Annotated in this window: 20 protein-coding genes; 8 read left to right on the top strand and 12 right to left on the bottom strand. The window is 29.4% G+C overall.

From position 1 onward, the window contains the following. Positions 1 to 141: 141 nt before the first annotated feature. Entirely contained in the window at positions 142 to 1335 is a 1194-nt protein-coding gene (locus EG240_RS04145; protein ID WP_125017731.1) for a pyridoxal phosphate-dependent aminotransferase, read from the bottom strand. A gap of 107 nt (positions 1336 to 1442) precedes the next feature. Here EG240_RS04145 and rsmG point away from each other — a divergent pair, with 107 nt between their 5' ends. Continuing rightward, on the top strand, positions 1443 to 2072 hold the full coding sequence (gene rsmG, locus EG240_RS04140) for a 16S rRNA (guanine(527)-N(7))-methyltransferase RsmG (protein ID WP_125017729.1): 630 nt from the start codon (positions 1443 to 1445) through the stop codon (positions 2070 to 2072). Positions 2073 to 2102: 30 nt separating this feature from the next. On the opposite strand, the gene EG240_RS04135 is transcribed toward rsmG, so the two are convergent. Both EG240_RS04135 and EG240_RS04130 read right to left on the bottom strand, forming a co-directional pair. Beyond that, positions 2103 to 3047, bottom strand: coding sequence for a TIGR01777 family oxidoreductase (locus tag EG240_RS04135; protein WP_125017727.1), 945 nt, complete (start codon positions 3045 to 3047; stop codon positions 2103 to 2105). Next, positions 3020 to 3478, bottom strand: coding sequence for a DUF4442 domain-containing protein (locus tag EG240_RS04130; protein ID WP_125017725.1), 459 nt, complete (start codon positions 3476 to 3478; stop codon positions 3020 to 3022). Before EG240_RS04130 ends, EG240_RS04135 begins: the two co-directional genes overlap by 28 nt. A gap of 194 nt (positions 3479 to 3672) precedes the next feature. Here EG240_RS04130 and EG240_RS04125 point away from each other — a divergent pair, with 194 nt between their 5' ends. Together EG240_RS04125 and EG240_RS04120 are read left to right on the top strand one after the other, a co-directional pair. After that, the gene (locus EG240_RS04125; protein ID WP_125017723.1) at positions 3673 to 4014 is read left to right on the top strand and encodes a PadR family transcriptional regulator; all 342 of its coding nucleotides are present in this window, start codon (positions 3673 to 3675) and stop codon (positions 4012 to 4014) included. Further along, positions 4007 to 5548 carry a PspC domain-containing protein gene (locus tag EG240_RS04120; RefSeq protein WP_125017721.1) on the top strand — a complete coding sequence of 514 codons (1542 nt, stop codon included), beginning with the start codon at positions 4007 to 4009 and terminating at the stop codon, positions 5546 to 5548. The genes EG240_RS04125 and EG240_RS04120 overlap by 8 nt, the downstream gene beginning before the upstream one ends. A gap of 147 nt (positions 5549 to 5695) precedes the next feature. On the opposite strand, the gene EG240_RS16645 is transcribed toward EG240_RS04120, so the two are convergent. The 5 genes from EG240_RS16645 to dapF all read right to left on the bottom strand — a co-directional run bounded on the left by EG240_RS16645 (position 5696) and on the right by dapF (position 9273). Beyond that, positions 5696 to 5854 (bottom strand): hypothetical protein, encoded by a 159-nt coding sequence (locus tag EG240_RS16645; RefSeq protein ID WP_177764245.1) that lies wholly within the window; start codon positions 5852 to 5854, stop codon positions 5696 to 5698. Between the two features lie 125 nt (positions 5855 to 5979). After that, entirely contained in the window at positions 5980 to 6633 is a 654-nt protein-coding gene (locus EG240_RS04115; RefSeq protein ID WP_125017719.1) for a transglycosylase family protein, read from the bottom strand. A gap of 278 nt (positions 6634 to 6911) precedes the next feature. Continuing rightward, positions 6912 to 7949 (bottom strand): endolytic transglycosylase MltG, encoded by a 1038-nt coding sequence (gene mltG, locus EG240_RS04110; RefSeq protein WP_125017717.1) that lies wholly within the window; start codon positions 7947 to 7949, stop codon positions 6912 to 6914. Next, complete coding sequence (locus EG240_RS04105) at positions 7949 to 8479, bottom strand: GNAT family N-acetyltransferase (protein WP_125017716.1); 531 nt, start codon at positions 8477 to 8479, stop codon at positions 7949 to 7951. The genes mltG and EG240_RS04105 overlap by 1 nt, the downstream gene beginning before the upstream one ends. Next, positions 8479 to 9273: a diaminopimelate epimerase gene (gene dapF, locus EG240_RS04100; RefSeq protein ID WP_125017864.1), complete on the bottom strand. Its 795-nt coding sequence runs from the start codon at positions 9271 to 9273 to the stop codon at positions 8479 to 8481. Before dapF ends, EG240_RS04105 begins: the two co-directional genes overlap by 1 nt. A gap of 135 nt (positions 9274 to 9408) precedes the next feature. Here dapF and EG240_RS04095 point away from each other — a divergent pair, with 135 nt between their 5' ends. Next, a complete protein-coding gene (locus EG240_RS04095; RefSeq protein WP_125017714.1) occupies positions 9409 to 10797 on the top strand; it encodes a trypsin-like peptidase domain-containing protein in 1389 nt (462 codons plus the stop codon). A gap of 96 nt (positions 10798 to 10893) precedes the next feature. Further along, positions 10894 to 12342, top strand: a complete 1449-nt coding sequence (locus EG240_RS04090; RefSeq protein WP_125017712.1) for a glyceraldehyde-3-phosphate dehydrogenase — start codon at positions 10894 to 10896, stop codon at positions 12340 to 12342. Positions 12343 to 12440: 98 nt separating this feature from the next. On the opposite strand, the gene EG240_RS04085 is transcribed toward EG240_RS04090, so the two are convergent. Together EG240_RS04085 and EG240_RS04080 are read right to left on the bottom strand one after the other, a co-directional pair. Then, positions 12441 to 13154: a T9SS type A sorting domain-containing protein gene (locus tag EG240_RS04085; RefSeq protein ID WP_158611982.1), complete on the bottom strand. Its 714-nt coding sequence runs from the start codon at positions 13152 to 13154 to the stop codon at positions 12441 to 12443. A gap of 72 nt (positions 13155 to 13226) precedes the next feature. Continuing rightward, complete coding sequence (locus EG240_RS04080; protein ID WP_125017708.1) at positions 13227 to 14471, bottom strand: T9SS type A sorting domain-containing protein; 1245 nt, start codon at positions 14469 to 14471, stop codon at positions 13227 to 13229. Positions 14472 to 14581: 110 nt separating this feature from the next. On the opposite strand from EG240_RS04080, the gene EG240_RS04075 reads away from it, so the two are divergent. Continuing rightward, positions 14582 to 14845, top strand: coding sequence for a hypothetical protein (locus EG240_RS04075; protein WP_125017706.1), 264 nt, complete (start codon positions 14582 to 14584; stop codon positions 14843 to 14845). Positions 14846 to 14898: 53 nt separating this feature from the next. Here the strand turns inward: EG240_RS04075 and EG240_RS04070 are convergent, their stop codons facing one another. Next, on the bottom strand, positions 14899 to 15555 hold the full coding sequence (locus EG240_RS04070) for an HAD family hydrolase (protein ID WP_125017704.1): 657 nt from the start codon (positions 15553 to 15555) through the stop codon (positions 14899 to 14901). Positions 15556 to 15684: 129 nt separating this feature from the next. Between EG240_RS04070 and EG240_RS04065 the strand changes: the two genes are divergently transcribed. Together EG240_RS04065 and EG240_RS04060 are read left to right on the top strand one after the other, a co-directional pair. After that, positions 15685 to 16899, top strand: a complete 1215-nt coding sequence (locus EG240_RS04065) for an RsmB/NOP family class I SAM-dependent RNA methyltransferase (RefSeq protein ID WP_125017702.1) — start codon at positions 15685 to 15687, stop codon at positions 16897 to 16899. Between the two features lie 12 nt (positions 16900 to 16911). Further along, on the top strand, positions 16912 to 17967 hold the full coding sequence (locus EG240_RS04060; protein WP_125017700.1) for an endonuclease: 1056 nt from the start codon (positions 16912 to 16914) through the stop codon (positions 17965 to 17967). Positions 17968 to 18001: 34 nt separating this feature from the next. Here EG240_RS04060 and EG240_RS04055 read toward each other — a convergent pair whose 3' ends face one another. Next, positions 18002 to 18736 carry a hypothetical protein gene (locus tag EG240_RS04055; RefSeq protein WP_125017698.1) on the bottom strand — a complete coding sequence of 245 codons (735 nt, stop codon included), beginning with the start codon at positions 18734 to 18736 and terminating at the stop codon, positions 18002 to 18004. Between the last annotated feature and the right edge of the window lie 20 nt (positions 18737 to 18756).

Genomic DNA, 18756 nt, shown 5'->3' with positions numbered 1-18756 from the left:
AAAAAAAACAATCAAATAAAACTTAGACTGATAATTTTACAAAAAACTCAAACAAATCCATTGACAATCGGTATATAATTCAATAAAACAAAAAAAGCCTAACTATAAAGTTAGACTTCTTAATATATTGTTCAAAAAAAATTAGTTAACTAAAGCTTCTTTAATTCTACGGAAAGCTTCAACTAAAACTTCTTCACTTGTTGCGTAAGATAAACGAATACAATTTGGATTTCCGAATGCATCACCAGTTACTGTTGCAACATTAGCATATTCTAATAAATACATAGATAAATCATTCGCATCTTTGATTTCATAACCATTCAACGTTATCCCGAAATAAGATGAAACATCAGGGAAAGCATAAAAAGCTCCTTCTGGAACATTCACTTTTAAACCAGGAATATCATTTATTAAACCGATAACTAAATCTCTACGTTTATGGAACGCATCAACCATATATTTAAGAACTTTTGGTTCTGCTTCTAATGCAGTAATTGTTGCACGTTGCGCAATAGAATTTGCACCACTTGTAACTTGACCTTGTAATTTTGTACAAGCTTTAGCAATAAATTCTGGAGCTCCTATATAACCAATTCTCCAACCTGTCATAGCAAATGCTTTTGCAACTCCGTTTACGGTAATTGTTCTTTCGAACATTCCAGGAATTGAAGCGATACTACAAAAAGTTCCAGAGAAATTGATGTGTTCATAGATTTCGTCAGAAACAACAAAAATATTTGGATATTTAGCTAAAACCTCAGCTAAAGCAGTTAATTCTTCTCTATTATAAACCGAACCTGAAGGATTACAAGGAGAACTGAACCACATCATTTTAGTTTTTGGAGTGATTGCAGCTTCTAATTGAGCTGGAGTCATTTTGAAATCAGATTCAACAGAAGTTGGAACTTCAATTGGATTACCTCCAGATAATTTAATAATTTCTGAATAACTTACCCAAAATGGAGCAGGTAAAATAACCTCATCACCTTCATTTAACATCGCTTGAGCAATATTATATAAAGATTGTTTTGCACCAGTCGAAACTACAATATTTGCAGGTTTATAATCTAAACCATTATCACGTTTGAATTTTAAAATAATTGCATCTTTCAATTCAGCATATCCTTCTACTGGGGTGTAAGTGCTGTAGTTTTCATCAATTGCTTTTTTTGCAGCTTCTTTGATAAAATCTGGTGTATTAAAATCAGGTTCACCTAAACTTAAACTGATAATATCTTTACCTAAAGCTTTTAATTCTCTTGCCTTAGCAGCCATTGCTAAAGTTTGCGATACAGATAAATTATTTATTCTGTCTGATAAATGGTTTGTAGTCATTTTATTAATTGTGTTTATGATTCAAAGGTAAATATAAAAGTGAATTAATTGAAGTGATAATTCTTAAATTAATGATATAAAACGTACTTTTGCATAAATTCAAATTTATGAAAGATATTTTACGTTATTTTCCTGATTTAACCGAAATTCAGGTAAAACAATTCGAAATGTTAGAGAATCTATATCAAGATTGGAATGCAAAAATCAATGTTATTTCAAGAAAAGATATCGATGAATTATATACAAAACACATTTTACACTCACTTGGAATTGCAAAAATTTTAGCATTTAAACCAGGAAGTACAGTTATGGATGTTGGTACCGGCGGAGGTTTCCCTGCTATTCCATTAGCTATTTTATTTCCAGAAACAAATTTTTACGCAATTGATGTTATTGCTAAAAAAATTAAAGTTGTTAATGAAGTTGCAACTGCAATTGGTTTAAAAAACTTGAAAGCGGAACAAAAACGTGCCGAATTAGTTAAAGAAGAATTTGATTTTATTGTAAGTAGAGCCGTTACAAATATGCCCGATTTTGTGAAATGGGTAAAAGGAAAAACGAAGAAGAAAAACAATCACGAGTTAGAGAATGGAATTCTTTATTTAAAAGGTGGTGATTTAACTGAAGAACTTCAAGATTTTCCGAAAGCAACACTTTATAATTTATCAGATATTTTCGACAACGAATTTTACGAAACAAAAAAAGTGGTTCATTTACCACTTAAATATAAAGTATAAGTCCTTAGTTACCTAAGGACTTTTTTATTTCTAAACGTTTTGATTTTCATTATAAAAATTTCTCAAAGCATCTTTTAAAAGCGGGTACTTAAATTCGAAACCCAAATTTAATAATTTATTAGCACTAATTTTTTGACTATCCGTTAATAGATGATGCATTTCACCTAGAAACATTTTCAAAACACCATTAGGAACTGCTGGCAAAATTATTTTTCGGTCTAATGTTCTACACAAAGTAGCTAAAAAATCTTTTTGTGTTTTTGGATAAGGTGAAACTGCGTTAACAACACCATTAACATCATTTCGTATTCCAAATTCAACAATACGTATTAAATCTTTTATATGAATCCAAGAATACCATTGATCACCAGTTCCAAATGTACTTCCTACATAATTTTTAATTGCTTTCGTAAATTTAGGTAAAGCCCCCTCCTTATCAGACAAAACCAAACCAAAACGTACAATTAATGTTTCGATACCTAAAGATTTAAATTTTTCATTTTCAGCTTCCCATTGTTTACAAACGGTACCTAAAAAATCTGAATTAAAATTAGTCTCTGCTTCTGATTGTAATTTTCTTACATCATTTTTATAGATACCTACTGCTGAAGCACTAATCACTTTCTTTACGGAATGATTATTTGTTTCTAGTAATTTATATAAAGCTTTTGAACTATTTATTCTACTTTCAAGAATTTCTTTTTTATTTTTTGAATTCCAACGACATCCAATTGATCTTCCTGAAAGATTTACAATATAATCAACTCCAGCTATACAATTAGCATCAACTTCAAGTTTTTCTGGATTCCAATAAAAACCTTTATAATTAACTGTTGATTCAATTTTAGCTCTGGATGTTGTTAAATAATGAATTTCGACGCCATTATTTAATAGATGTTCACATAAAGCTGAACCTATAAAACCTGTTGCTCCAGTAACTAAAACTTTCATGAATGTTTCACTTTTATGGTCCATTCAAAATTCATTTCCGATACTTGATCTCCGACTTCATCTTTTCCAATAGATTGCATCCAAAACTTCTGTCCTTCTCCAGTTTCAACAGCCTGATTAATTGCTTCTCTTACTTTTTTACCATCTATACAAGTAAAAGTTATCAGACCAGTTGCCTTTTTTGTATAACTTCCGTTATTATTAGCAACTAACATAGATATCTTTTGTTTAGACTTTTGAATCTGTAACATAACCAAAGCACCTGTACTCAACTCAGCAGCCATAGCTTGTACGGCGAAATACATCGATTTGAAGGGATTTTGATTAAACCATTTATGTTTAACTCTGACAATGCATTTATTCTCATCGATTGATGATACGCGAACACCAGACCAATAGGCCGAAGGCAATTTCGCAAATAAATACATATTTAATTTCGACGGTGTGAATTCCATATGTATAGTGTTTTTTTGGTGTGATAAAATTAAGCTTTTTTACAAATAAACAAAATAAATCGAACTTTTTTTTACAATCTAAAAAAAACGTTAATAAATAGTTAAAATTTAGTACTATGCAATACAAAATACCTTCTTTTGTTTATATCTTTGCTTAACAATAATAAAGATATATCTCTATAAAAATAAGTTCTATGAATATTGAAAATACAAAAGCTCAAATGCGTAAAGGTATTTTAGAATTTTGCATACTCTCTCTTTTAAAAGATAAAGATTGCTACACTTCTGAAATATTAGAAATGTTAAAAGATGCTAAATTGTTAGTAGTTGAAGGAACAATTTACCCACTACTAACCCGATTAAAAAATGATGATTTGTTAAGTTATCGCTGGGAAGAATCTACTTCGGGACCACCAAGAAAGTATTACAAATTAACAGAACAAGGAGAAAGCTTCTTGAAAGAATTAGCAACAACTTGGACTGAATTATCAAACGCTGTTAAATTAATAACCGAAAAACAACTAAACAATGAATAAGACTGTAACCATAAATATAGCTGGCTTATTTTTCCATATTGATGAAGATGCTTATGAAAAATTAAGCAATTACCTTGAAGCTATAAAGAATTCTTTAAATACAGATGGTAAAGATGAAATCATAAATGACATTGAAAGTCGAATTGCTGAGATTTTCAGTGAAAAAATAAATCCAAAAACAGGCGTAATCAGTATGATTGATGTAGATAACATCATTCAAATCATGGGACAACCAGAAGATTATCGTTTAGATGATGAGAGTGATTCACAAAATCAATCAACTCAAAATTCATCGAATGAAAATTATATAAAAAGACCTAGAAAATTATTCCGTGATGGTGAAAAAAGAGTTTTAGGTGGTGTTTTATCAGGACTTTCAAATTATTTTAATATTGACGTAGTTTGGATTCGTATCCTATTTATATTATTAGTTTTTGTTTATGGATCAAGTATTATCATTTATCCAATCCTTTGGCTTATCATTCCAAAAGCGAAAACGGTTTCAGATATTCTTGAAATGAAAGGCGAACCTGTAAACATCTCGAATATTGAAAAACAAGTTAGAGAAAATTTTGACCAGCTTGGAAACAATATTAGAAATATTGATACACAAAGATTTAAAAATGCAGGTACAAAATTGAGCGAAATAATTTTAAAAATAATTGGAATCGGCTGTATATTTATTGGAACAATGGGAATGATAGGTTCTTCAATTATGATTTTTGTATTTAATAGAATATCATATTTAAATATTGAGAACTTTCCCTTTGAAGAGGTTACGAATTTAGGCTATCCTTCATGGATGATATTATTATCACTATTTTTAATAGCTTTTATACCTTCATTAATAATATTTATAACTGGCCTAAGCTGCCTATATAAAAACATAAAATACGTTGGATTGATTACAATTTTACTAGGAATTATTTGGGGTGCTGCAATTTTTTGCTTTTCAATTATAATGATTGAAGTAGAAACAAAAAATGATTCATTCAACAAATTCATAAACGATAACAAAAGAGTCACCGTCGTAAAAAAATCTTTAGATCATATAAAAAATGACACCATAAATATTGACTTTGTTCGTGATCCTAGATTTTATGGAATAAATGACACCTTGAATATTGAAAAAGCTTATATTGAAGATAATGATGTTGAATTTGAAATAAAATCAACTACAAATAAAGATGGATATTTTGAAATCATTACAGAAGCAGCATATTCGAAAAATGCATCGTTGGTAATTAATAATTATTCAAGTAAAACTTCGGTTACAGAAACTCCAACAATACTTGAATATTATTCAAAAATTGACAACAATAATATTGAGCTTGCAAATGCAATTTTGACAGAAAAAAATAATTCTGAAAAATACAACAACAATGTTAAAATTGTATTATATTTACCTAGTTCTAAAACAGTTAGAATAAACAACACCAACGATATTGATTTTGACTACAACAACAATATTCAAAGTGGAATTAACTATTATAAACTAACAGATGAAAGCTTAACTTGCATCAGTTGCAACTAATAAAATAACCTTAAAAAATATAGATTATGATACTATTAAACTTAATCAAAATGATCATTGATTTCTTTATAGGTTTGATTTCAATATTATTTTAAAATAAAAAAAAGAGAACTTTTAAAGTTCTCTTTTTTTATAAAACTTAATTACTTAAGCTTTTCTCTTTGCTGCTTTTTCTTGCATTAAGTCTCTAGCTCCACCGATTGCCCAGTAAAAAACGAAACCAACTAAGAAAAACATTAACCAGAATCCCATTGTTAAAATGCCCATTCCGATTAAGAAAGCAATGTACTGTTGAAACTCAAACATGTCTTCCGGAATTTTTTGTATACCCTTCAAAGATACATCAACAATTACAATCTACCAAAAAATATTTCATTAAACTAAAAAAAGTAAAAACTTCTCTATTTCTAAAGAAGCTTTTACTTTTTTTACTACATAACCATTGCTTGCTTATCTTCGGTTATATTAGATGTATCATAACCTGCAAATTTTTTAAAATAGTGTTTGATATTTGTACCATAACCATCACTAAAACTTACAGAACCATTGGATCTTAAAAAATCTTGAACAGAACCAGCTCCACCTAAATGAGCCGCAGCTAAAATTCCAGATTCAGTAATTAAAACACCACCTATTCTTTTACCTTGAAACTTAGAAATTTCTTTTCTTAAAATCCATTTATTAATTTGTAATAAAGCTACAAATGCTTTTTCTTGCATCGCAGGATTACCAAGAAATTCTTTTGCATCATTTATACCAATTGACCTTAAAGCCGCTTTCCCGAATTGATATTTCCCCATATATCCATAAGAATTTACAATATCATATTCACCAGCAGATTCTCTTTCTGCAAGAGCTTCTTTAAACTCAATAAAAGATTTACTTTTTGTTATTGGAGTTACTTTGTAATTATCGGCAAGTAATTTTTCTTCAACCTCATTTTCTGTAGGAACGTGGTACGTTATATTTTCCTTCGCAGTAGTTAAAAAATTAGATATCGATTTGGTTTCATACTTTTTAAAAGCTGAAAAAACTAGAACTATCAAAGTAATAATTCCAATAAAATAAGAACATTTTTTTATCATCAAATTTGTTTTCTCAAGCGCTGTCACCCCTTGATATTAGCAGTGCAAATTTACGACTTAAAAACAAAAAGAAACTTAAAAACGACTCTTTAACTCATTTTTTAACACAAATCACAACTCAATTAGCTGACAATAAGTAATTTAAAAATATTTAAAATTATTACTTTTTCCTTGTTTTTAATATAATTTTTAGTTAAATTATTGCTCCTCAGAAATAAAATAAGTTTTAAAACGTCATATTTCAAAAAAAATAGCACCTAAAAAAGATGCTATTTAATTTATTGAATATTATTCTTATCTAACCAAGCTGAATATTTATCTCTATTCACATTATGTTGAGCTAAATTCTCTGCAAATTCATGATATCCCATTCTTTCAACACTTGCACAGAAGAAAATATAATTATGTTTCTCTGGATTCAAAACTGCATCAACCGAGCTAATATCTGGCATTGCGATAGGCCCAGGAGGCAAATCTTTATACATATATGTATTATAAGGAGAATCTAACTTTAAATCTTTAAGATAAACACGCTTTATAATTTGATCAAAATCATTTGAAAGTAATTTTTTTGAATAAACTACAGTTGGATCTGCTTGTAACAACATTCCTTTTTCTAAACGATTTAAATAAGCACCGGCAACTTTTGGACGTTCATCAACTTTTGCAGTTTCCTTTTGAACAATTGAAGCTAATGTTATAACTTCAGTTGGAGTTAAACCAAGTTTTTCAGCTTTTGTTCTACGTTCTTCATTCCAAAAACGAGTATATTCTTTATGCATTTGATTTCTAACTTTTAATGGAGTTGTGTTCCAATAAAATTCGTAAGTATTCGGAATAAACATAGAAAGAACATCTTCCTTAGTGAAATTATTTTCTTCTAAAAATTCTGGTTCTAAGAAAACATTCATCAAAGCAATTGAATCTGGTTCGATTTGAAAAGAAATTCTCGAAACCAATTTCTCAATCGTTTCTTGATTATTAAAAGTTAATTTAACAGGAACGTTGTATTTCAATGCTTGAATTAAATCATAATTAGACATCCCTTTTTTTAATAAAAAACGACCTGGAATGTAACTCTGTTCAAAACTTACTTGTTGAAAAACCGCATCTAATTGATCGAAATCTTTTACATAAGGAGTTAATATTTTTTTAATATCTTCATGCGTACTATTCGTTGGAATAGTTATATAAACTTCTCTTTCATTAAAAGAAGTATTAGACACAAACGTTTTGTTATAAAGTTTATAACCATAAATTAATAATCCAGACATTACAATTACAAGCAGAATGGATACAAGATTTTTAAGTTTCATTAATTTGATTTTATTAATTGATATAAAGCTTCATCTTTTCTTAGATTTCCCACTTTATTCCAAGCTTTTTTAATACCGATTTTTTCGAATCCAAAATTAGAAAAAAGCTTGATACTTGCCGAATTATCTGTGCTAATATTAACATAAATTTGATGCACATTCAAATACTCAAAAACATAGTTTACTAACAAGCTAACCGCTTCATTACCAAATCCTAATTTTCGATTTTCAACAGCAGAAATTACAATCCCCATTCCAACACGTTCGTTTTTTGGGTCAAAATCAAATAAATCAATCAAACCAATCTGCAAATTTGTTTCTTTACAAACAATTACCAATCGCAATTGCTTGGCTTCATAAATATCTAAATGAGAATTTTCTAAATATTGTTTGATTAAAAATTTACTGTAAGGCGTTTGCGTATGCGAAACTTCCCAAAGTGATTCGTCATTTTCTATTTGATATATAAAATCTAAATCTTCGGGTTCTAAAGCACGTAAATAGCAACTATTTCCAATTAATGTTTTCATTATAAAACAACCGTTATATCACTTTCAAAAACTTTTTTTGCTGGTCCAGATAATATTACATTTTCATAAATTCCTACTTCATTTTTATCAAACGAAACAACTAACATTCCACCCGGAACTTCAATCTGGATAGCATTCTTATTTGTAATTTTATTTTCAAACATTGCAATCGCAACCGCAGTAGCTCCCGTTCCACACGAAAAAGTTTCATCTTCTACTCCACGTTCATACGTTCGAACTTTGAAATAATCGTCTGAAATTTTTTCGACAAAATTTACATTTGTACCACCCGGAGCATACAAATCCGAATAACGAATTTCTTTACCTTTATTATATATGTCACAATTTTTCACATCAGTAACCATTTCTATGTGATGAGGCGAACCCGTATTTAAAAAAGTAAAATTTTCATTAACAGAAACTTCATTTACATCAATCATTTGTAAAGAAATAATTTCATCAGAAATCTTTGCGTAATGCAAACCATCAATCGCAATAAAAGAACATGTATCAGAAATCATGTTTAATTGTTTCGCAAAAGCAACCAAACAACGACCACCATTTCCGCACATTGTACTTTCATTACCATCAGAATTGTAATAAACCATTTTGAAGTCGGTTTCAGCATCGTTCTCGATTAAGATTAAGCCATCGCCACCAATTCCAAAACGTCGGTCACACAAAAAAGCAACAAGTTTGGTGTTTTCTTTCGGAAAAGATAAATCACGATTATCGATCATTACAAAATCGTTTCCAGTTCCTTGATATTTAGAAAAATGTAAATTATATGTCATTTCAGTATTTAATTGAAACACAAATTTAGTAATATTTAATGAGCCGTTAAAGATTGTTAACAATAGTTAAACCGTTTTTAAGATTTATGTGTATTCCGTAATTTTAATCCTAATTTTAAAAACAATACACATTTTATGAAAAACATATCAACTATTTTCTTCACTTCTTTGTTAAGCGTTATCTTCACGATAATCACTTATAAACTTTTGATAGAAAATGATTTTTTGAGATTAGAAAACACAAAAGTGATTTCAGATTCTACAAAAAACACATCAAGATACGAAGCTCCCAATTTAACCGTTGCTGCAAATAAAACCATAAATCATGTAGTTCACGTAAAAAACGTTTCTTACAAGACAAGTTCTAGAAATTCTATTTTTGATTTTATTTATGGATACGAAGGAAACCGTCAAATGCAACCACAAATCGGAACCGGTTCTGGAGTTATTATATCAGAAGATGGCTACATCGTTACAAACAATCACGTTATTCAAGGCGCAAATCAATTGGAAATTACTTTAAATGACAATCGTTCATTTGAAGCAACTTTGATTGGAACCGACCCGAAAACAGATATTGCCCTTTTAAAAATTGATGTTCCAGAAAAACTTTCTTATGCAACTTTTGCAGATTCAGATTCAATTGAAGTTGGTGAATGGGTTTTGGCTGTAGGAAATCCGTATAATTTAACTTCGACAGTTACCGCAGGAATTATTTCAGCAAAAGCAAGAAATCTTTCTGAAGATGGAATTCAATCATTTATTCAAACGGATGCTGCAGTAAATCCTGGAAATTCAGGTGGCGCATTGGTTAATACAAAAGGTGAATTAATCGGAATCAATACTTTAATTTCATCGTCAACGGGTTCTTATGTTGGTTATTCATTTGCGGTTCCTTCAAATATGGCTAAAAAAATCATCGAAGATTTATTAGAATTCGGAAATGTACAACAAGGAGTTTTGGGTGTTCAAGGTTATGAACTAAACAAACAAATCGCAAATGCAAAGAATATTGATTTAACACAAGGATTTTATATCGAAGAAATAAATGCAAATTCTGGCGCGGCAAATGCAAATATTCAAAAAGGCGATGTAATCACAAAAATTGATAATAAACCTATTAAAAATTTCTTAGAATTAAACGCTGCAATTGCAACAAAAAGACCGAACGATAAAGTCAAAGTAACTTTAGTTAGAAACAATAATCAGCAAGACGTTTTGGTACAGCTTTCGAAAAAAGAAATCCAAAACATTTCATTTAACGGTTTTGAACTTGAAAACTTAACCGAAAATGAAAAGCAAGCTTTAAGAATAAATTATGGTGTGAAAATTAAAAACATATCAAATCCAAATTATAAACCTTATGCAAATGAACTAAAAAATGCCATCATACTTTCAATCAACGGTCAAAAAATAGAAAATACAGAAATGGCAAATGAGGTTATTTCAAGAATAAATAATAAATCGAACATTCGATTAGATTTATTATCAAGAAATGGAGAACGCTTAAGAATTGTTTTGTAAAAGCAAGAAAATATTAAATCTTATTTATTTTATACTATGTATATATCATAAATTTTAATATTTTTGCACGACTTAAAATAACAACACAATTACTTTATGGAAAATAACGAATTATACGAAAAGGAATTAGCTTTCCAAGCTGACAGAAGAAAAGCTTGCGTTGAATTCATTAAAATCGTGAACGATTTATGGTACGATAAATCTATTGAATTAGTACTTTTTAGAAATCAATTAATCGACAGAAGTGTAAGCGATATTATTAACTACCATGAATACGCTGCAAAATTCGTTGAAAAACCAATTAATGTTTTTGATACAGTTGAAATTGCTCGTGCAATCTTAACTACAGATTTACCACCTGCTCGTATTGATATCGGAAAATTAACTTACGAATATCATTTAGAGGATGACAAATACAATGATGCAAAAGCATTTGTAGTTGCAAAATTAAAAGACGCTAAAGATACAACTGAAATCAAACCTAAAGACGTAGTTTTATATGGTTTTGGTCGTATTGGACGTTTAGTTGCTAGAGAATTGATTTCAAAAGCAGGAAAAGGACAGCAATTACGTTTAAAAGCTGTTGTAACTCGTGATAAAAACACAGCTGAATCATTAGAGAAACGCGCTTCTTTATTACGTTATGATTCAATTCACGGAGATTTCGAAGGTTCAGTTACTGCTGACATCGAAAACGAAGCTTTAATCATCAATGGAACAAGCGTTAAAATGATTTCTGCTGCTCAACCAGAAGATATCGATTATACAAAATACGGAATCAATGATGCTTTAGTTATTGACAACACTGGAGTTTTCAAAGACGAAGCTGCTTTATCTCGCCACTTAAAATCAGTTGGTGCAACTAAAGTATTACTAACTGCTCCAGGAAAAGGAGTACCAAACATCGTTTATGGTGTAAATCATAATGAATATGATGTTGACGCAACTCCAATTTGGTCTGCTGCATCTTGTACAACAAACGCAATCACTCCAGTTTTAGCAGTTGTTGAAGAAGAATTAGGTGTTGTAAAAGGGCATTTAGAAACGATTCACGCTTATACAAACGACCAAAATTTAGTTGATAACATGCACAAAAAATACCGTCGTGGTAGAGCTGCTGCATTAAACATGGTTATCACTGAAACAGGAGCTGGAAGTGCAGTTGCAAAAGCGTTACCTTCTTTAGCTGGAAAATTAACTTCGAATGCGATTCGTGTTCCTGTACCAAACGGTTCATTAGTGGTTTTAAATTTAGAAGTTGGTAGAGAAACTTCAGTTGAAGAAATCAACCAAATCATGAAAAAACACTCATTACAAGGTGAACTTGTTGAGCAAATCAAATATTCAATCAATAACGAATTAGTATCTTCAGATATCGTTGGAACTTCTACTCCATCAATCTATGACAGCCACGCAACTTTGGTTTCTAAAGATGGAAAAAGTATCGTCCTTTACATTTGGTACGATAACGAATATGGATATTCGCACCAAGTAATTCGTTTAGCAAAACACATTGCAAAAGTTAGACGTTACGTTTACTATTAGTAGGTTAGAAATAACTGAATCTCATAAAATAACCTCGATTTTTTCGAGGTTATTTTTTTTATAAATTTTAAATCAACCTTTAAAAATTAGAAATATTTTTATTCTTTAATAAACTTAATATTTTCCGTTTGATTATCTTTTGAAATCTGTAAAATATAATTTCCTTTTGCTAAATACTGAATATCAATTTGAGTTCCGTTTTCGGTTGATTGATATTTTGGTAAGATTCGTTTTCCTAACATATCAAAAATCTCAATTTTATCAAAATCAGAAACCGAAATATTCAGAAAATCTGAACTTGGATTTGGATAAATTTTCGATAATTCTCCGTTAAATGATTTTGTATTTGCAGTAGCATTATTATAATAAAAAGCTTTGTTTCCGTTTGCTCCTATTAACGTTAATTGCAACAAATCATTTTCGGATGTAATCGTATATTGAAAATCAAATTCCATATTATTCCAAAAAACATGCGTATTTAAAGTTGCGAAAAAGATTTCTAAATCGAGATTTGGACACATCATTGCCGTGACTGCAAATTGTGAAATATGTAATGTGTTTTCATTTAAAAACGCATAAAAACCACCTGCTCCATTCATACATTGACCTTGAGAAAAACTAATATTTCCGTCGTTTTGAAAATGTTGAAAAGAAGAATATTCAGTTGATTCTTCAAATGGTGGAAAAATCATTTCATCATCTACTTCAATTTTAGCTAAAAACCAAACAGTATTAATTAAAGTTTGCTGATTGGTTTGTGCATAAGTTCCAAAAGAGCTTATTAATGCAAAGAGAATAAATATTTTTTTCATAACAATTTTCATTTAATTCTCTAAAATACAAAAAAAGCAAACATTATAAAATCAAATGTTTGCTTTGCTATATTATTCTTTAATAAATTTTAAACCTTCTGTTGTATTGCCTTTTGAAATCTGTAAAATATAATTTCCTTTTGCTAAATACTGAATATCAATTTGAGTTCCGTTTTCGGTTGATTGATATTTTGGCAAAATTCGTTTACCTAACATATCAAAAATTTCAATTTTATCGAAATCAGAAACCGAAATATTCAGAAAATCTGAACTTGGATTTGGATATAAATTAATTTGTTCCTTAATAAAAGATTCGTTGGACAAACTAGTTATAGAAATTTCTTTGGTTTTAGTGTAAGACTTTCCGCAAACAGTTAATGTCAAGGAAACATTATAACTTCCAGCATTAGTAAAATTATGTGTTGGATTTTGCTGATTAGAAGTAGAACCATTACCAAAATTCCAAACAATATTTGTAGCATTTGCAGTTGTATTATTAAATTGATAATTAGTTCCTGAAATCAAATTCGAATTAAAGTTTGCAAAATTATCATTTAAATCAACAAAATAATTTTCTAAATTATTAAACACAACATTTTTTACCGCATTTTTTATTGTAGTTGCTGTAGCCGTATTTAATGTAGAATTAAAAGTTATTAATGTTGGATCTTTTCTATAAATAACGGTATAAAAAGTATAAGCAGCCGCCATTGAACCCGCTAAAGACGGATGCGAGTTATCTGAATCATACAATTCTATCGTAGGATGATTTTCTCTGATATATCGCCAAACTTGAGAAACTGGCGAAATTACACCTTTGTTTGTTTCTGCCATGGTACGATAACGTTGCTGCAACAAATTATCCATTACTTCATACGTACATTGACCGTTTTGACAAATTTGTGGATCTCCGTTTTTCTTTCCCCAAGTTGTATAAAACAACGGAACTGAACACGCATAATTTTGTTTGATAAGATTAGTTATCTGAATTGCATACGGAAAAACATTATTATTTACATAATTAATTGGAAAGGCAGGTCTTTGACTTTGATCTTGTAAAACCACATAATCCCATTGATTACCGTTGATTTTTGTTAAACTTGTCTGATTTGTTGCATGTTGTTGCAAACTGTATCCTCCAATTAGATTGCTATCATGAATTAAAACATCATTAGTTGAAGTAGCAGATTGAGCAACTAAACTCGGCAAATTATTATATTGTGTATAACTATTACCTAAGAATAAAACTTTTTTTGTTGTTTGTGCATTAACTAATAAAGCACCAAACAACAAGAATAAAAAGTATTTATTTTTCATTAAAACTGAATTAAAGATTAATAAAAGTTATTATTTTAAACGATTTTGTGAATATATTATTTTTTTTCTGATATTGGAATTTAAAATTTAATTTTGAATAAAAAATTAAAATGAAATTTAATATTGAAGAAACTCAAATTCTGATTCAAATTCTAAAATACAATCTTAATAACACAAGTTTGATTGAATCAAACAAAGAAATCACGTATCAAACTTTGTTAGAAAAACTAGAAAACGGAGAATATATAAAAGGACGATTATTGAATTTTCTATATATTGAAATTATTTCTTCTGAATTAAAACATGAATTTTTAAACGAAAGAAAATTGGAAGAGATTGTAAAGAAAATAAAATTTAAAGCAACTCCGAGATAAACAAAAAAGCCAGCTGAAATAAATCAACTGGCTTAAATTTTAATATAAATATCTTATTTCAATTCCTTAATAAACAAAGCGTTTATCTCATTAAAATCATTAACTAAAACACTTGCTCCTTCTAAATTTTGAAGTTTTGAATTTTCGCTATTATAACCCAAACAATAAATTCCGGCTCCAACAGCAGCTTTTACTCCGTTTGTACTATCTTCAATTACGATACATTCTTCTTTTGAATTTTTAGACAAAGAAGCTGCATGAATAAAAATAGTTGGATCTGGTTTTGATTTTGGAAAATCTTCTCCACTTACTTTATGTGAGAAAAAATCATTCAATTTAAAACGATTAAACACACGTTCAATTGTTCCTTTTGAAGCTGATGAAGCTAAAATTAATTCGATTTCGTTTTTATGTAAATCAACAATTAAATCATAAACTCCAGAAATTAATTCTAAATCTGGTTTAGTGTCAAATGCATCATTGAATAAACTACGTTTTCTAAGAATCAAATCTTCAACTTCTTGATTCAATTGAAATTGATCTTTAAGTTTTTGAAAAACATTTCTAGTAGAATTTCCTGTAAACGTAGCATAAAGCTCTTCAGAAACATCAATTCCTAATTCTTGGAAATGTTTAAAATAGGCATATTTATGAACTGGTTCCGTATCAACGATTACACCATCCATATCGAAAATTACCGTTTTAATCATGAGTTGTATTGTTTGTGCAAAATTAAACTTTATGTGATTGAAAAAAAAATATTATTAGATTCAATATCAAATCAAATAACTTTAAATTAACATAATAATGATTTATCTTTGCTGACTGATTTAACAAGAATGAGATTACATAGAAATTTAGTATTTACCGTTATCGATTCGCTTATGGCGATTTTTAACGAAGGAGAATATGCAGATAAAGTAGTTGCTCGCGCACTAAAAAAAGATAAAAGATGGGGAAGCAGCGATAGAAAATTCGTTGCAGAAACGATATATGAAATGGTTCGTTGGAAAAGACTTTATGCAGAAATTGCAGAAGTAAAAGACAATTATGACCGAGATGACATTTGGAAGATGTTTGCTGTTTGGGCAGTTTTGAGAGGAATTAAATTACCTGATTGGAAATATTTTGAAGGAACTCCTGAAAGAAAAATCAAAGGACGTTTTGACGAATTATCTAAGAATAGAAGAGTCAAAGAATCTATCCCTGATTGGATGGACGAATTGGGTGAAAAAGAATTAGGATCAGAAATATGGTCACAAGAATTAAAAGCTCAAAACCAGCAAGCAAAGGTTGTTTTACGTGTGAATCGTTTAAAAACAACTAAAGAAAAACTTCGTGCGCAATTGATGGATTTGAATATTGAAACGGATTTCCACAATGATTACGAAGATGCTTTAATCTTACGTGAACGTGCAAATGTTTTCATGACCGATTTATTCAAAGAAGGTTTGTTTGAAGTTCAAGATGCTTCTTCTCAAAAAGTTGCTTTCTTTTTAGATGTAAAACCAGGAATGCGCGTGGTTGATGCTTGTGCTGGAGCTGGAGGAAAAACGTTACACATTGCATCTTTGATGGAAAACAAAGGTCAAATTATTGCGATGGATTTATACGAAAGTAAACAACGTCAGCTTAAAATTAGAGCAAAACGTAATGCTGCTTTCAATATTGAATATCGAATTATTGACACTACAAAAGTGATTAAAAAATTACATGACAAAGCTGATCGTGTATTGATTGACGCACCTTGTAGCGGTTTAGGTGTTTTGAAAAGAAACCCAGATAGCAAATGGAAATTGCAACCAGAATTTATCGACAACATCAAAAAAACCCAAGAGGAAGTTTTAGCAAACTATTCTAAAATGGTAAAAGTTGGCGGAAAATTGGTTTATGCAACTTGCTCTGTTTTACCTTCTGAAAATCAAGAACAAATAGAAAAATTCTTAAAAACAGAATTTGGTCAAAATTTCGAATTTATAAAAGATGAAAAAGTATTAGCTAAAGATTCTGGATTTGACGGTTTCTACATGGCTTTACTAGAAAGAAAGAAATAAAAAATTGTTACTATGAAAAAAATTATCTCTGGATTTACATTATTTTTCGCTTCAATTGTAGGTTTCGCTCAACCTCAAGCTTATTATAATGGAATTGATTTTGAATTAAATGGTCAACCTTTAAAAAATGCTTTAGCAGCAAAAATCACAAGTACGCATGTCGATCAGATTAGTTACGAACAAGTTTGGACAGCGCTTAAAGTAACAGATTTAAATCCTACAAACTCAAATCAAGTCATGTTGATTTATGGACATACGGGAGTTACTTCTGGCAAATATTCTCGAGTTCGTGCAAAAAACGACAATGGGGGTTCAAACGGAGATTGGAATAGAGAACACGTTTATGCAAGATCTCTTGGGACACCAAATTTAGAGCAATCAGCAGCAAATTCAGATGCACATCATTTAAGATCTTCAGATGTTCAATTAAATGGTGATAGAGGTAATAAAAAATTTGCATCAGGTTCTGGAAATTCTGGAAGCTCTGGTTCAAATTGGTATCCAGGTGATGAATGGAAAGGCGATGTTGCGCGTATGATGATGTATATGTATTTAAGATACCCAACTCAATGTATTCCAACAAATGTTGCTGTCGGAACAGTTTCAAGCTCTTTCGATCAAATGATTGGTTTATTTTTGCAATGGAATGTAGAAGATCCTGTTTCTCAAATTGAAATTCAAAGAAATACTTATTTAGGTAACGCATCAAATAGTGCTGGTCAAGGAAATAGAAATCCATTTATTGACAATCCATATTTGGCAACTAAAATTTGGGGCGGACCTGTTGCTGAAGAAAAATGGGGACTTCTTTTATCTAATGATGATTTCAACAAAATTGAATTTGGAATTTATCCAAACCCAACTTCTGAAAACAAAGTTTATGTTCAAACTTCTGAAATAGTTAATACAATTACAATTCATTCAATTGATGGAAAATTAATTCAACAAATTACGAATCCTCAATTTGAAAACAATGAATTTGAAATTAACAATTTAAATACAGGTTTTTATATTATCACACTTAAATCTGATAACAAATCAACTGCTAAAAAGTTGATTGTAAAATAAAAAAAAATCCGTTTCGAATTCGAAACGGATTTTTTTATAATTCAACTAATTCTCTTTCCCAAATTAGCTTTTTTACTCCATCAATTTGCTTATATTTTTTTGTCCAAATGCAATCTTCATTGTATTCATATTCATAAAAATCAACTTCATTTTTTAATTCTCCACCAATAATTACAATAGGATAAACTCTTTCAGGCATTGAACTTCTATTTATTTGAATCGTATTTTTACAATCATCATAAATATAATTTTCTATATCAACTTGAGATTTATCTTTAATGAAAGTCGTTTTCTCTAAACGAATTAAATCTCCTAAATCATTATAAAAATACTTTTCAGACCAACCTTTTTTACCCTTACTTTCTTCAAACTCTTTTGAAAAACTTTTCGTTAATCTATTTGCATTATCATAAAAATATTTTGTTTCCTTATCTTCAATTTTCAAACCTAAATCGTTATATTTTAGATTGTATTCCACAAATTGATTTTCCAAATTGGATATATTATTAAGACGTTCTAAATTTTGATTTTTATCGAAAGTAAGTTCATATTCTGCACGTAATTCTGTTCCATAATACGTTTTCAATTTATCAATTGTTCCATCATTCAAATCATAAATATATTTCCATCCATTTCCGTTTTGATAAGGTTTTGATTTTATAATAGATTTATATTTAGTCCAATTCGGTTTTTTTTCTAATTCAAAAATCTGTGCACTCATAAAGCTTGACAAGCAAAAGAAGGTTGCTAAGTAAATAAAGTTTTTCATAATTTGATTTTTAATGGTTG

The sequence above is a fragment of the Paenimyroides tangerinum genome (genome assembly GCF_003865405.1).
In the GTDB taxonomy this organism is placed as follows: Bacteria; Bacteroidota; Bacteroidia; order Flavobacteriales; family Flavobacteriaceae; genus Flavobacterium; species Flavobacterium tangerinum.
The sequence above is the reverse complement of the archived record's forward strand: the minus strand, read 5'-3'. Positions and strand labels throughout refer to the sequence as shown.

What these genes read in the sequence shown, in the direction of transcription:
- EG240_RS04065 (WP_125017702.1), top strand. Translation starts at nt 15,685, where the DNA reads ATGAGATTACATAGAAATTTAGTATTTACCGTTATCGATTCGCTTATG.
- EG240_RS04060 (WP_125017700.1), top strand. Translation starts at nt 16,912, where the DNA reads ATGAAAAAAATTATCTCTGGATTTACATTATTTTTCGCTTCAATTGTA.
- EG240_RS04055 (WP_125017698.1), bottom strand. Translation starts at nt 18,736, where the DNA reads ATGAAAAACTTTATTTACTTAGCAACCTTCTTTTGCTTGTCAAGCTTT.
- EG240_RS04125 (WP_125017723.1), top strand. Translation starts at nt 3,673, where the DNA reads ATGAATATTGAAAATACAAAAGCTCAAATGCGTAAAGGTATTTTAGAA.
- EG240_RS04115 (WP_125017719.1), bottom strand. Translation starts at nt 6,633, where the DNA reads ATGATAAAAAAATGTTCTTATTTTATTGGAATTATTACTTTGATAGTT.
- EG240_RS04075 (WP_125017706.1), top strand. Translation starts at nt 14,582, where the DNA reads ATGAAATTTAATATTGAAGAAACTCAAATTCTGATTCAAATTCTAAAA.
- EG240_RS04070 (WP_125017704.1), bottom strand. Translation starts at nt 15,555, where the DNA reads ATGATTAAAACGGTAATTTTCGATATGGATGGTGTAATCGTTGATACG.
- EG240_RS04085 (WP_158611982.1), bottom strand. Translation starts at nt 13,154, where the DNA reads ATGAAAAAAATATTTATTCTCTTTGCATTAATAAGCTCTTTTGGAACT.
- rsmG (WP_125017729.1), top strand. Translation starts at nt 1,443, where the DNA reads ATGAAAGATATTTTACGTTATTTTCCTGATTTAACCGAAATTCAGGTA.
- EG240_RS04130 (WP_125017725.1), bottom strand. Translation starts at nt 3,478, where the DNA reads ATGGAATTCACACCGTCGAAATTAAATATGTATTTATTTGCGAAATTG.
- EG240_RS04080 (WP_125017708.1), bottom strand. Translation starts at nt 14,471, where the DNA reads ATGAAAAATAAATACTTTTTATTCTTGTTGTTTGGTGCTTTATTAGTT.
- EG240_RS04120 (WP_125017721.1), top strand. Translation starts at nt 4,007, where the DNA reads ATGAATAAGACTGTAACCATAAATATAGCTGGCTTATTTTTCCATATT.
- EG240_RS04145 (WP_125017731.1), bottom strand. Translation starts at nt 1,335, where the DNA reads ATGACTACAAACCATTTATCAGACAGAATAAATAATTTATCTGTATCG.
- EG240_RS04095 (WP_125017714.1), top strand. Translation starts at nt 9,409, where the DNA reads ATGAAAAACATATCAACTATTTTCTTCACTTCTTTGTTAAGCGTTATC.
- EG240_RS04135 (WP_125017727.1), bottom strand. Translation starts at nt 3,047, where the DNA reads ATGGACCATAAAAGTGAAACATTCATGAAAGTTTTAGTTACTGGAGCA.
- mltG (WP_125017717.1), bottom strand. Translation starts at nt 7,949, where the DNA reads ATGAAACTTAAAAATCTTGTATCCATTCTGCTTGTAATTGTAATGTCT.
- EG240_RS16645 (WP_177764245.1), bottom strand. Translation starts at nt 5,854, where the DNA reads ATGTTTGAGTTTCAACAGTACATTGCTTTCTTAATCGGAATGGGCATT.
- EG240_RS04090 (WP_125017712.1), top strand. Translation starts at nt 10,894, where the DNA reads ATGGAAAATAACGAATTATACGAAAAGGAATTAGCTTTCCAAGCTGAC.
- EG240_RS04105 (WP_125017716.1), bottom strand. Translation starts at nt 8,479, where the DNA reads ATGAAAACATTAATTGGAAATAGTTGCTATTTACGTGCTTTAGAACCC.
- dapF (WP_125017864.1), bottom strand. Translation starts at nt 9,273, where the DNA reads ATGACATATAATTTACATTTTTCTAAATATCAAGGAACTGGAAACGAT.